Raw genomic sequence first — 12,813 nt, 5'->3', positions numbered from 1 at the left:
TGCCGGGGCACACGTCCCAGGGCGCGTGCCGGTGGCCGGTGGATTCCCGCTTGACCTGGAGCGCGCTCCAGCCAGGACGCTGGCGTGATGACCACGACCTCTCCCAACCCCACCGCGCAGGATCCGATCGCCGCCGAGGCCCCGCCCCTCGCCCTCGGCGCCATGTCGTTCGGCACCACCATCGACGAGGACCGGGCCTTCGGCCTGCTCGACGCGTACGTCGCTGCCGGGGGCGTGTGGATCGACACCGCCGACTGCTACTCCTTCTGGACCGATGACAGCGGGCGCGGTGGCGCCAGCGAGCTCCTGCTCGGCCGCTGGCTCGCCGCGCGGCCCGGCGCCCGCGAGCGGGTGCGCATCGTCACCAAGGTCGGGTGCGAGCCGCTCCACCCGGGCAGCTACCCGGAGCTCTCCGAGGGCCTCGCGCCCGAGGTGGTGCGCCGGGTCGCCGCCCAGAGCCTCGAGCGGATGGGCATCGACCACATCGACCTGCTCCTGGCCCACCGGGACGACCGAGCGACCCCCCTCGGCCCGACGGTCGAGGCGTTCGCCGGGCTCGTCGAGCAGGGCGTCGTGGGGCGCTGGGGGTACTCGAACACCGCGTTGTGGCGCGTCGAGCGGGGAGCGGCTCACGCGCGGGCCCGGGGGCTCGTGGGGCCCAGCGCTATCCAGCTCCGCTACACGTACCTGCAGCCCCGGCCGTTCGTGCGGGATCACGATCACGACCACCGGTTCGGCTGGATCACCGACGAGGTGCTGGACTACGCCGCGAGCAACCCCGGCGTCGACCTGTGGGCGTACACCCCGCTCCTGTACGGCGCCTACGACCGCGAGGACCGGGCCATCTCCGACGCGTACACGCACCCGGGCACCACACGTCGCCTCGAGGTGCTCCACGAGGTGGCGCGCGAGCTGGGCCGCACCCGCGGCGAGGTGGTGCTCGCGTGGCTCGCGGGCGGCGACCCGGTGGTGCGTCCCGTGGTCGGCGTGAGCAGCACCGCACAGCTCGAGGCCGCGCTGTCGGGCGTCAGGCTCGCCCTGCCCCCCGAGGCGCGCGAACGCCTCGACGCGCCCTGGTGACCGCCGCCTGATGACAGCGAAGGGTGGGCCGACGACAGTCGTCGGCCCACCCGCGATGGCTCCGGCCCTGGCGGCTGGGCGGCTGGACGCGCCGCCCGTCAGACCCCGCGGCGCAGCGCCGTGATCGGCTCGATGGCCGCCGCCTTGAGCGCCGGGTAGACCCCGGCCGCCAGCCCGATGAACCCGCCGGCGACGGCCGCGACCGCCACCACGCGCAGGTCGAGGATCGGCACCCAGGACCGCAGGGCCGAGACGAGCACCACGACGCACACCCCCAGCGACGCGCCGATCAGCCCGCCGACGAGCCCGACGATCCCCGACTCGACCATGAATTGGGCGGCGATGTCGCGCCGGGTGGCGCCCAGCGCGCGCCGCAGCCCGATCTCGCCGACCCGCTCCATGACGGACAGGAGCGTGACGTTAGCGATCCCCACCCCGCCGATGAGCAGCGCCACGGCGCCCAGGGCCACGAAGATGAGGTTGATGTCGCCCTGGACGTTCTCCTGCACCGACGAGCGTGCCGGCGGCGCCTTGACGCTGAAGCCGTCAGGGGAGTTCGGGTCGAGCGCGGTCGGCGCCTGCGCGGCGACGACCTCGCCGGCTCCCGGCGCGATGCGCACCTGCAGCTCGGCGGGCGCCGCGAGGCCGAAGTCGGCTTGCGCGGTGCCCATGGGAAGGATCACCGCCTCGAGCACCTCGGTCTTGCGCTTCACCCCGTCGATGATGCCGATGACGGTGTACGAGTCTTCGCCGATGAAGATCGACGGCTGACTGTCGATGCGGTTCACCCCGAGGGCCTCAGCCGCCTGCGCGCCCAGCACGACCACGCGGTCGCCGCGCCCGTCGTGGCCGGAGTCGAAGTTGCGGCCGGTGACGACGAAGCCCCGCAGAGTCTCCAGCAGGCCCTCCGACGCGGCGAGCACCGGCGTCGACGTCCGTGAGGCCTGCGACGGGTCGTTGACCGGCACCGACGTGACCTTGGCGCCCTTGATGTCGACGTCCGCCAGGGTCCCCGCCGACTCCACGCCGGCGAGCCGGCTCACGCGGTCGGCCGCGTCCCAGGGGAGCCGTCCCCGGGCGCGCTCCTGGCCGCCGCTGGACGACTTCGCGGGCTCGACGACCACCTGGGTCGCGGCGACGGCGTCGAACTGCTTGTTGATCTGGCCGGCGGCCGTGTTGGCGAGCCCGACGGTGACGACCACCGACGCGATGCCGAGCACCGTGCCCATGATCGTCAGGATGAGGCGCCCAGGCCGGGCGCCGATGCCGAACGTGGCCTCGGCGACCAGGTCGCGGGCGCCGAACCTGTCGCCGCGAGGCGGTCGCGGGGCGACGGCGGACGCGGTCTGGACGTCGGCGGGCTCGCGCTCGTCCGCGTCGATGGCGTCGGTGGCCGGGCGGGCCCGGGTCAGGAGCCGCCTCATGCGAGCTCGGTCAGTCGGCCGTCGGAGATCCGCACGCGCCGCTGCGCCCGGGCGGACACCTGCGAGTCGTGCGTGATCACCACGAGTGTGAGGCCGTCGCCGTGCAGCTCGTCGAACAGGTCGAGCACCCCCGCCGAGTTCACCGAGTCGAGGTTGCCCGTCGGCTCGTCGGCCAGCAGCACCTGCGGCTCCGCGACGATGGCCCGCGCGATCGCCACGCGCTGCCGCTCGCCGCCTGAGAGCACCGTGGGCAGGAACTCGATCCGGTGGTCGAGGTGGACCCGGTGCAGCGCCGCGAGCGCGCGCTCCCGGCGCTCCGCCCGTGGCACCCCGGAGTACAGGGTGGCGAGCAGCACGTTGTCGAGCACCGTGCGATGGGGGAGCAGGTGGAAGGACTGGAACACGAACCCGATGCAGCCGCCCCGCAGCCGTGAGCGGTCCGCCTCGGAGGCGGTGCCGGTCGGACTGCCGTTGAGCAGGTACTCCCCGGAGGTGGGCCGGTCGAGCAGGCCCAGGATGTGCAGCAGTGTCGACTTGCCCGAGCCCGAGGGCCCGATGATCGACAGGTAGTCGCCCGATTCGATGCGCAGGTCCGCCGAGTGCAGTGCGGTGACCGGCGGCTCCCCGGGGAACGAGCGGGTGAGCGCTGCGAACTCGATCACGGCGGGGGCCGGATCGGTCGACGGCTCGTCCAGGAGGACGTCGAGGATGCTCATCCCGCGGCCTCCGTCGCGCCGTCGGACGCGTCCTCGCCGCCGCGCTTGCCCACCACGACCAGGTCGCCGGCGGCAATGGGCTCCTGCGACGACAGGATCTGCACGTACCCGCTGGCGGCCAGCCCGGTCTCCACGGTCACCAGCTCGGTGGCGCCCTTGGCGCCCTGCCGCTCGATGCGGGACTCACCGCCCGGTCCTGCCGTGAGCGCGGCCAGCGGCACGGCGAGGACCTCGCCGCCGGTGGAGCTCACCGGCATCTTGACCCGCACGTTCTGGCCGCCCTGAAGGGTGGTGAGCTGCTCGTCCGTGAGCTGGCCGAGCTGGAGGCGGATCTTGTGCCGCCCCTTCTGGTCGCCCGAGGCTCCGGAGCCCGCTGCCGCGGACCCGTCCGATCCCTCCGTCCCCTCACCCTCCGCCGGCGTCTCCTCCGTGCTGGTGGCGCCGGGCGCCTCGATCGCGGCGACGGTGACCTGCACGTCCTGACCGAGCACCGCCACCGTCCCGGTGGCCCCGACGGCCAGCAGCGCGGCGTCATCGGCCGACGCCGAGGCCAGGATCTCGAGCGTGGCGCCGGAGACGGTCATGGCCGGGCCGCTGATGATCGAGCCCAGCTTGACGTCGACGCTGTCGACGCGCCGGGGCAGCGAGCTGAGGAAGACCACCTCGCTGGCGGGGAGCGCGGTGAGCGTCGCGTCCTTCGCCTCGGCGAGCATGGTCCTCGCGTCCGTCAGCTCCCGCTGCGCGGCGGCGACCTGCGCCGTCTCCGCGGCGCTCCCGGAGCCTGCCAGCACCTCCGCGCGCTTCGCCTCGGCCACGGCCAGTGCCTCGCGCAGCCCCTCGATGTCGACAGGGCCGCCCTCCTGCTCGGGGTCAGCGGATGGGGTCCCCGCCTCGGCCAAGGCGAGTGCCCGCTGCGCGGCCCGCACCTCGTTGTCGGCCTGCAGGCGTTCCACCTGGGTGGCGCCCGAGGAGGCCTTGGTCAGCGCGAGCTGGGCGGTGGTGAGCGCGCTCTCAGCGGTGCGCACCGAGTCCTGCGCCATCTTGAGCGTTTCCTTGAGCTCCTTGCTGGGCGTCGGGGGCTGGTAGCCGACCTTCCGGTACAGCTCCACCACACCGGCCGCCGTCGCCGCGTCGTACACGTCGGAGTCCGGCTTGCCAGCGTTGATGCCGAGCGCCCCGAGCGCGGCCTTGAGCTGGAGGACGTCAGGGCCCGACACCCCGGACTGGAGGCTGCGGTAGGTGGGCAGCGATCCGGGCAGCACGATCACCGGGCGCCCGGCGACCTCGAGGGCCACGCTGGCGGCGTCGACGGTCGAGCCCACCGCGGGCACCTGGCCTGTCACGACCGCCGGGCCCCCGAGGTCGGCGGTCTCGATGCGGATCTGGGCGGGGTCGTCGTATCGCGGGTCGCCCCGCAGGGTCAGCTCGTTGGAGATGACCCGGCTCTCGACCGGGACGGTGACGGCGCCGGCGACCGGCGGAGCGGCGTCCGCCTCGGCCTTGGCCGGGGAGGTGATGAGCTGGCTGAGGCCGAGCCCGGCGACGAGGCTCGCCACCGCGACGCCGGCCATCACGAGGATGGTGCGGTTGCCCTGCGGGATCGCGCGCTTCACTTGGCCGCCTTCTCTGTGGCGTACTGCTCGATCCAGGCGTCGAGCTCGGCCTTGTGGTTGTCGACGAACTCCTGCTCGAGGGCGAACTGCACCTCCCGGGACTTCTTCTGGTAGCCGACCTTCGTCTGGCACTTCGCGTCGGCGATCGCCGTGGCCATCTCCTTCTCGCGCAGGTCGGCCTCGGCGGTCTTGTCGATGCCGCCGGTGTCCGGGTCAGCCGCCTCCCAGAGCGCGTTGTAGGCCTCGGAGATGCTCTCGGAGGCCTCGCTGACCTTCGCGAAGTCGAACCCCGCGTCGTTCATGCACGCGGACCACTCGGAGTCGAGCGCCGTGAGCTTCGGGTCGGCCTGGACCTTCTCGTACAGCCGCCCCATCTCGTCCTGGAGGTCGACGAAGGCCGGGTCCTCATAGGCGGAGAAGGCGTCGCCGTACGTCTCGTTGCTCGCCTTGCCGTAGCAGCCCGCCTTCGTCCAGTCCCACTCGACCTCGGCGTCCTCGTCGACAGGCTCGTCCTGGGGGCCGCCCCACAGCGCCGCCTCGTAGGCGGCCCGCTCGCTCTCGGACATGGTCGCGAGGTAGTCCGCGTTCGGGTCGACCCACTCGTCCTCGCCGTCCTCCGACTCCGAGCCGCCCGAGTAGCCGTAGCCGTACTTCTGGGCGAACTCCTCGGTGCCCCACTCGATGTCCTCGTCGTCCCACGGGCTCGAGACGCTCTGGGACTCCTGCGGCGTGTACTCGAACCCTGCCTCCTGCATGCAGGCGGCGATGATGTTCTCCTGCTCCACCTGGATCTTCTCGTAGTCGATGTCGTCGTAGACGCTCGTGACCGGCTTGATGTACGCCTCGAGCGGGCCCTCCTTCGCCGAGGAGTCCTTCCCGGCGTCGGAGCCGCTGCCGCCGCCGCAGGCGCTGAGCAGGAGCAGTGCGCCAGCAGCGGCGGCGGCGGCGGTGAACGGGACGGACCTCATGGGTGTGCCTTCCTGCGGAACAGTGGGCGCGTGCGGCGGTCGAGCAGGCGCGCGCGGGTCAGATTGTCGGTTTTGATCCCCGACGAACCTAGCAACGGGGGGTCTGTCGCGGGTCAGCCCTGCGGATGACTTGGCTGGTGGGGCATATGGCCCCTCAGGCGGACAACGGTTGGCGGTCGGACGCCGCGGCCATGAACACCTGCTCCTGGCCGAGGGCGACCTCGGCCAGGGTGGGCGTTTAGCCGACCTCCAGCTGGCGGGTGGTCAGCAGCATGTGTGGCCTGATCGCGCGCCTCACTTGGCCGCCTCGTCAGTCGCGTACTGCTCGATCCAGGCGTCGAGCTCGGCCTTGTGGGTGTCGATGAACTCCTGCTCGAGGGCGAACTGCACCTCCTGGAGCTTCTCGGGGTAGCCGACCTTCTCCTGGCACTTCGCGTCGGCGATCGCCGTGGCCACCTCCTTATCGCGCAGGTCAGCCCAGGCGGTCTCGTCAGCCGTCTCCGGGAGCGTGGCGTAGCCCTCGGCGATGCTCTCGTAGGCCTCGTTGACTCTCGCGAAGTCGAAGCCCCCTTCGTTCATGCACGCGGACCACTCGGCGTTGATCTCCGCGAGCCTCGGGTCGTCCGGGACCTTCTCGAACATCCGCCTGATCTCCTCCTGGAGGTCCTCATAGGCGGGGTCCTCATAGGCGGCGTTGCGATTGCTGTGCACCTCGTGGTTCGCCTTGGCGTAGCAGCCGCCCTTCGTCCAGTCCAACTCGGAGGTGTCTACGTCTTGCTGATCGCCAAACAAGGCCACGCTGTAGGCGGCCGCCTCGCTATCGGACATGGCCGCGAGGTAGTCGGCGTCCGGGCTGACGAACTCCTCCGGGTCGATCTCCGACTCCGGGCTGCCCGCCCAGCCGTAGCCGTACTTCTCGGCCCGCTCCACAGGGTCCATCTCCTCCCAGTCGTCCAACGAGGCCGGTTGGCTCGGGAGGTCCTTGGGCGTGTACTCGAACCCTGCCTCCTTCATGCAGGAGGCGATGATGTTCTCCACCTCCTTGTGGTTCTTCGCGGAATCGCCGCCGTCGTATTGGATCGACTTCATGTACGCGTGAAGCGGACTCTCCTTCGCCGCGGAGTCCTTCCCGGCGTCGTCGCCGCTGCTGCTGCCGCCGCTGCTGCTGCTGCTGCTGCTGCTGGTGCCGCCGCCGCCGCTGTCGCTGCAGGCGCTGAGCAGGAGAAGTGCGCCGACAGCGGCGGCGACGGTGAACGGGATGGACCTCATGGGTGTGCCTTCCTGCGGAACGTGGGTCGCGGGCGGCGATGGAGCGGGCGCGCGCGTGTCGGATTGCCGGTGGTGATCTCCGACGAACCTAGGCAGCAGGGGGCGGTCGTGGGTCAACCTCGCGGATGACTTGGCTGTTCAGGAACGTGGCCACTCAGGCGCACAACGATTGGCCACGGTGGGACGTCACGGCTGGGCGTCGGGGCCGTGCCGGTCACTTGGACGCCTTCGGCGCCGTGGCGTACTGGCTGACCCAGGCGTCGAGCTCGGCCTTGTGCTGGTCGACGAACTCCTTCTCGTAGGCGATCACGACCTCCATGAGGGTCTCGTCGTACCCGGCCTCCTTCTGGCACCTCGCGTCGGCGACGGCCGTGGCCACCTCCCGCTCGCGCAGGGCCGCCTCGGCGGCCTTGTCCGTGCCCGCCTCCGGGTCGGCCGCCTGCCAGAGCGCCGAGTACTGGTCGGCGAAGCTGTTGTTCGCGTCCAGGACCTGCGCGAAGTCGTAGCCCGCCTCGTTCATGCAGGCCGACCACGTGGCGTCGACCGCGGCGATCTTCGGGTCGGCGTACGCCTCGTCGTACAGCCGGGAGATCTGCTCGTTGAGGTCGGCGTAGGCCGGGTCCTCGAAGGCGGCCATCGGGCTGGCGGCCCACGCCTCGTTGCTGGCCTTGCCGGAGCAGCCCGCCTTCGTCCAGTCCCACTCGTACTCGGCCTCGTCGTCGATGGGCTCGTCCTGCTCGCCCCAGAGCGCCAGCTCGTAGGCGGCCCGTTCGCTCTCGGACATGGCCGCGAGGTAGTCGGCATTCGGGTCCACCGGCTCGGCATCGTCGCTCTCGGGCTCGGGGCTCGAGTACCCGTACCCCTCCCTCGCGGCGTAGTCCTCAGTGAACTCGAACGTCTCGTCGTCGTCGCCGTAGTCGGCGCTCGAGATCTCCCGGGGGATGTACTCGAACCCGGCTTCCTGCATGCAGGAGGCGATGAGGTTCTCCTCCTCGGTGTGGACCTTCTGGTAGTCGATGTCGTAGAGCGCGTCCATGTAGGCCGTGAGCGGTGCGTCGGCCTTGCCGCCCTTGCCGGGCTCGGCGTCTCCGCCGCTGGCGCATGCGCTGATCAGCAGCAGCAGTGCGCAGCTCGCGGCAGCGGTGATCGGGATGGTCCTCATGAGTGTGCCTTCCTGCGGGACGGGGGGAGCGAAGGGGAGGAGATCGGGCTGACACGTCGAACTATACACAGTGTGTATACACCTGGTGTATAGCGGACTGAGATCTCGTGACGGTGCGCGCTGGGCCTGGTCGAACGCGGCCCACCGCGCCGTCGTCACCCCGCTCGTCACCGCGCCGCTATGACGAACGACCGGGGCCGAGACGCGCCGCGGCCGGGACGCAGGCGCACATGCCTGCCATCCCGGCCGCGGCCCGTCGGCCCCGGTCGTCACGTCACACGAGCGGGCTCCCCGACGCCCGGCGCGTCACCTCTCGATGCCCGCCGAGCTCAGCAGCGCGTCGAGCTCGGCCTTGTGCGCGTCGACGTACTCCTGCTCGAGCGCGTTCCGGGCCTTGACGAGCTTCTCGCGGTAGCCGGAGGACTGCTGGCACGTCGCGTCGGCCACGGCGGTGGCCTTGTCGCGGTCGCCGAGCTGGGTGAGGGCGGCCTGGTCGGGGCGGCCGTCGGGGTCAGCGGCCTCGGCGTCGGCGTAGAGGGCTTCGAACGCGTCGGAGATGCTCTCCTTGGCCTCCGCGACGGTCGCGAAGTCGTACCCCTCCTCGTTCATGCACTCGGACCACGCGGCCTCCACCGCGACCACGTCGGCGGCCGTCGTCGCGCGTTCCGCGATCCGCCTGAGCTCCTCGTCCACCTCGATGAGGGCGGGGTCCTCCAGGAAGGCGAGGTCCTCGCCGTAGGCCTCGTGGGCGGCCTTCCCGACGCAGCCCATCTGGGACCAGTCGGACGGGCCCTCGGCGTCAGGGTCGGGCGTCGGCCCCCAGAACGCCTCGTAGTACGCGGTGCTCTCGGTCTCTGTCATCGACGCGACGTACTCCGCATTCGGGTCCACCTGCTCGTCCTCGGGCTCGTCCCCGCGGCCGTCCGTGTAGCCCCAGACGCCGTAGCCGTGCACGGTGGCGAACTCCACGGTGCCCGGCTCGCCCTGCTCGTCCTCGACCTCCAGGTCGTCCTCGGAGACCTGGCCCGGCGTGTAGTCGAAACCGGCGTCGTGCATGCAGTTGGCGATGGCCTCCTCGGACTTCCTGGCCAACGCGGCCCGGTCGACGCCGTCGAGCTTGGCCTGGAGCGGCTGCAGGTACGCCTCGATCGGGCTGCCGGACGCGCTGGCGCCCGCGTCGGGCTCGTCGCTGCTGCTGCTGCAGGCGCCGAGCAGGAGCAGGGCGCAGCCGGCGGCGGCGGCTGTCAGGGCGGTCGTCCTCATGGGTGGCGCCTTCCGTGTGAGCGTGTCCTTGGCAGGGCCCGGGCGGGGCGCACCGTGGTGCGCCCCGCCCGGAATGCCCTGGTGCTCAACGGTTCCAGGCGGCGCCCGTCGCCGAGTCAGCCGCCCGGTGGGCGTTCCCGGCAGGGACATGGGCCCGTGGGGGGACCGGGGTGGCGCCCCGGGACGATGCCGCTCAGTAGCGGATGGCGTCGATGACCTTGACGCGGACCGCCACGGTCGCCGGGATCAGCCCCGCGAGCGCGCCGACACCGGTGGCGCAGGCCATGCCGATGGCGGCCGCCGAGAGCGGGAACGGGGGCATGTCCTCGATCCCGCCGCCGAACACCCGCTCGACGGGGATGTTCTTGACCACCGCGACGGCGATCACGACCCCCACCAGCCCGGCCACGAACGTCGCGACCACCGACTCCATCAGCACCCCGAAGAACACCCGGCCCGACGTCGCGCCGAAGCTGCGTCGGATGCCGATCTCCCGGATCCGGTGGCGAACGGTCACCAGCGCGATGTTCACCAGGCCGAGCCCGCCGAGCAGCAGCGCGAACCCGCCCACGCCCAAGATGATCCACGTGGCGGCGCTGTCGAGGCTGTTGTCGAACTCGTTCGGGTAGACGCTCACCTCGTATCCCGGCATCAGGGCCGAGAGGTCGCGCGTGATGAGCGGCTGCAGCTCGTCGGACATCTCCGGGGGGACCCACATCCGCAGCGAGGGGGCGTTCCCGTATGTGTCGGTGGGTGTGGCCCAGCGAGTCATGTGGGAGGTCAGGCCATAGGCGGCTGGCGGCTCTTCTCGCCAGCTGTTCGGGTACACGCCGATCACCTCGGCGCGCACCGGGGTCGCGCCGCCGAGGACGACTGTGGGATGGGTGTCGAGCGAGGGCTCGCCCAGGGCTTTCCAGAACGCCTCGTTGACCACCACGGAGGGGGCCAGGCGGTCCACGTCGGTCTCGAAGAACCAGCGGCCGTCGGTGGGCTGGAACCGGTTGATCACCCCGTAGTCCGGGTCGACCACCCGGACCTCGACCATCTGGGCGCCGGTGGGGAAGCGGAACGGCGCCTGCGTCCAGGACGTGCGCGACCAGTACTCGATGGCGTACTGCTCGGTGATCCGCGTGTACGCCGCGTCGATCTGCGCCGGGTCCGGGGTGGGGGGCGTCGTGCCCATCTCGCCCGACCACGCCGGGTAGACGTCGGCGGTGAGCGTCACGTCCCGGCCGTTGTGCCGCTCGGACTGCTCCCGGAACGCCTGGCTCATCATCTGCACGGCGGCGGTGATGCCCGTGATCGCGGTGACGGCGACGGCCACCCCGATCAGCGCGAGCAGCACCCGCAGCCGGTGGACGCGCAGCTCGTCCCACGCCTCGACCAGGGTGCTGACGAAGCCCGTCACGCCGTCACCGCGCCGTGCTCGTCGACGGTCGCAGGGGAGTCGGCCGGCAGATCGGCGGGCACGTCGGTGGGCACGTCGCCCACCCACTCGGTGACCCGGCCCGGCGCGTTCAGCACGATCGGCACGAGGACCCCGCCGGCCAGGCGGTAGTGCCGTTGCGCGCGGGCCGCGACGGCCAGGTCGTGCGTGATGGCGATCAGGGCGGCGCCGGTCTGCGCGGCGATCTCGTCGAGCAGCGCCATGACCTCTCCGCCGGTGTCCACGTCGAGGGCTCCGGTGGGCTCGTCCGCGAGGATCACCCGCGGGCCGCGGACCAGGGCCCGCGCGATGGCGACGCGCTGCTGCTCGCCGCCCGAGAGCTTCTCCGGCATGTCCTCGAGCCGGTCGCCGAGGCCCACCCGGTCGAGCATCTCCGCGGCGAGCGTGCGCCGCTTCCAGAACTGGCGGCCGCGGGCGTACATCAGGGGCGCCGCGACGTTCTCCAGCGCGGTGCGGCCGGGCATGAGGTTGAACTGCTGGAACACGAACCCGAAGTCCTCGCCCCGCCGCCAGGCGCGCTTGCGCTGCGACAGCCGGGCCACGGAGACGCCCTCGAGCAGGTACTCCCCCGAGGTGGGGGAGTCCAGCAGGCCGAGGATGTTGAGCAGCGTGGACTTGCCGGTGCCGGAGCGGCCGACGATCGAGACGTGCTCGCCCGCGTCGACCGTCAGGGTGATGCCGCGCAGGATCTCCAGCACGCGCTCGTCCGGCAGGACGACCGAGCGGGTGACGTCCGTCAGCTCGAGCAGGCTCATGCCTGGCACGTCGTGTAGTCGGCGCCCGGCTGGTCGCACGGCAGGTTGACGACGTCGCCCACCGGCACGAACTCCAGGATGGTGTCGCCGGCGGCCAGGCCCGCGGTGATCTGGACGTGCTCGCCGTCGGTCAGGCCGAGCGTGACGGCCCGCTTCTCGGAGCCGCCGTCGGGCAGCACGACCCACACGTTGCCGTCCTGCACGGAGCCCTGCACGGCGGTGACGGGCACGACCAGGGCGTCGGCAGCGGTGCCGTTGACGATCTCGAGGTCGGCGCCCAGCCCCGGGAACGCGGTGACGCCCTCCGGCACGGCGCAGGAGATGGCGCCCGTGGTGGCCGCCTGCCCGCCGCCGTCGCCGGTCTGGCGCGCATCGGCGCCCGTCGGCGCGGCGCCGATGCGCAGCCCGGCGCAGGTGAACGGGGCCGGGCCGCCCTTGAGGGTGACCTGGGCCTCCGTCGGCGCCCCGATCAGGCGGTACTGCTGCTCGGGGGTCAGCGTGCCCGAGACGGACAGCGTCCCGGGGGCGATCGAGCCGACGACGTCGCCGACCGACACGATCTGGTCCTTGAGGGCGGTGAGCGTGAGGGTGCCCGCGACGCCGGCCTTGACGGTCTCGCGCTTGATCTTCGGCTTGTGCTCGGTGACGGTCTGCTCGCCCGTCTCCGGGTTCGTGGTGATCGTCGGCTCGACGGGCGTCTCGAGCAGGATCTCGAGGAGCGGCGTGTCGACGGCGACCTGCTGGCCGTCGGTGGCGAGGACCTTCGACACGGCGCCCGCCATGGTGGCCTTGACCGGCGTCGACGGGTCGGCGACCACCGAGGCCTGCACCGTGACGGTGTTGGTGATCGTCGCCGTGCCCACCTCGGCGTGCATCTCGGCGATCTGGGCCGTCGGCACGAGGCTGTCGTCGGCCTGGGACATGTCCGCGCCCGAGAACGCCATCTTCACCAGGGCGAGCGCGATCACCGCCCACAGGATCAGGCGGATGGTCGGGAAGATGATCCTGCGGGTGACCCCCACGGTGCGGCTCCTCGTGTCACGACGGATGAGGCGCGCCGGGCGTCTCAGCAGGACGGTAGCGCCGCCCACGGAGCCGGGGAATCAGACTGAGGGA

At 71.8% G+C, this 12,813-nt stretch carries 11 protein-coding genes; 1 reads left to right on the top strand and 10 read right to left on the bottom strand.

Translation table 11 applies throughout. From position 1 onward, the window contains the following. The first annotated feature begins 87 nt into the window (after nucleotides 1-87). Nucleotides 88-1,080: an aldo/keto reductase gene (locus NP064_RS13085; RefSeq protein ID WP_227570432.1), complete on the top strand. Its 993-nt coding sequence runs from the start codon at nucleotides 88-90 to the stop codon at nucleotides 1,078-1,080. A 98-nt stretch (nucleotides 1,081-1,178) separates the two neighbouring features. Here the strand turns inward: NP064_RS13085 and NP064_RS13080 are convergent, their stop codons facing one another. The 10 genes from NP064_RS13080 to NP064_RS13035 all read right to left on the bottom strand — a co-directional run bounded on the left by NP064_RS13080 (nucleotide 1,179) and on the right by NP064_RS13035 (nucleotide 12,719). After that, on the bottom strand, nucleotides 1,179-2,504 hold the full coding sequence (locus NP064_RS13080; RefSeq protein ID WP_227570433.1) for an ABC transporter permease: 1,326 nt from the start codon (nucleotides 2,502-2,504) through the stop codon (nucleotides 1,179-1,181). Then, nucleotides 2,501-3,220: an ABC transporter ATP-binding protein gene (locus NP064_RS13075; RefSeq protein WP_227570434.1), complete on the bottom strand. Its 720-nt coding sequence runs from the start codon at nucleotides 3,218-3,220 to the stop codon at nucleotides 2,501-2,503. The genes NP064_RS13080 and NP064_RS13075 overlap by 4 nt, the downstream gene beginning before the upstream one ends. Beyond that, complete coding sequence (locus NP064_RS13070) at nucleotides 3,217-4,833, bottom strand: efflux RND transporter periplasmic adaptor subunit (protein ID WP_227570435.1); 1,617 nt, start codon at nucleotides 4,831-4,833, stop codon at nucleotides 3,217-3,219. Before NP064_RS13070 ends, NP064_RS13075 begins: the two co-directional genes overlap by 4 nt. Next, nucleotides 4,830-5,801 carry a hypothetical protein gene (locus NP064_RS13065; protein ID WP_227570436.1) on the bottom strand — a complete coding sequence of 324 codons (972 nt, stop codon included), beginning with the start codon at nucleotides 5,799-5,801 and terminating at the stop codon, nucleotides 4,830-4,832. The genes NP064_RS13070 and NP064_RS13065 overlap by 4 nt, the downstream gene beginning before the upstream one ends. Before the next feature lie 294 nt (nucleotides 5,802-6,095). Next, nucleotides 6,096-7,070 carry a calponin homology domain-containing protein gene (locus tag NP064_RS13060; protein WP_227570437.1) on the bottom strand — a complete coding sequence of 325 codons (975 nt, stop codon included), beginning with the start codon at nucleotides 7,068-7,070 and terminating at the stop codon, nucleotides 6,096-6,098. Between the two features lie 214 nt (nucleotides 7,071-7,284). Beyond that, nucleotides 7,285-8,232 (bottom strand): hypothetical protein, encoded by a 948-nt coding sequence (locus NP064_RS13055; protein ID WP_227570438.1) that lies wholly within the window; start codon nucleotides 8,230-8,232, stop codon nucleotides 7,285-7,287. Between the two features lie 306 nt (nucleotides 8,233-8,538). Continuing rightward, complete coding sequence (locus NP064_RS13050) at nucleotides 8,539-9,495, bottom strand: hypothetical protein (RefSeq protein WP_227570439.1); 957 nt, start codon at nucleotides 9,493-9,495, stop codon at nucleotides 8,539-8,541. Nucleotides 9,496-9,688: 193 nt separating this feature from the next. Further along, on the bottom strand, nucleotides 9,689-10,903 hold the full coding sequence (locus NP064_RS13045; protein ID WP_227570440.1) for an ABC transporter permease: 1,215 nt from the start codon (nucleotides 10,901-10,903) through the stop codon (nucleotides 9,689-9,691). Next, complete coding sequence (locus tag NP064_RS13040; protein WP_227570441.1) at nucleotides 10,900-11,697, bottom strand: ABC transporter ATP-binding protein; 798 nt, start codon at nucleotides 11,695-11,697, stop codon at nucleotides 10,900-10,902. The genes NP064_RS13045 and NP064_RS13040 overlap by 4 nt, the downstream gene beginning before the upstream one ends. Beyond that, nucleotides 11,694-12,719, bottom strand: a complete 1,026-nt coding sequence (locus tag NP064_RS13035) for a permuted SH3 domain-containing protein (RefSeq protein WP_227570442.1) — start codon at nucleotides 12,717-12,719, stop codon at nucleotides 11,694-11,696. Before NP064_RS13035 ends, NP064_RS13040 begins: the two co-directional genes overlap by 4 nt. Nucleotides 12,720-12,813 lie beyond the last annotated feature (94 nt).

The organism is Cellulomonas chengniuliangii (assembly GCF_024508335.1).
GTDB lineage: Bacteria > Actinomycetota > Actinomycetes > Actinomycetales > Cellulomonadaceae > Cellulomonas_A > Cellulomonas_A chengniuliangii.
This window is presented reverse-complemented; position numbering and strand designations above follow the sequence as displayed.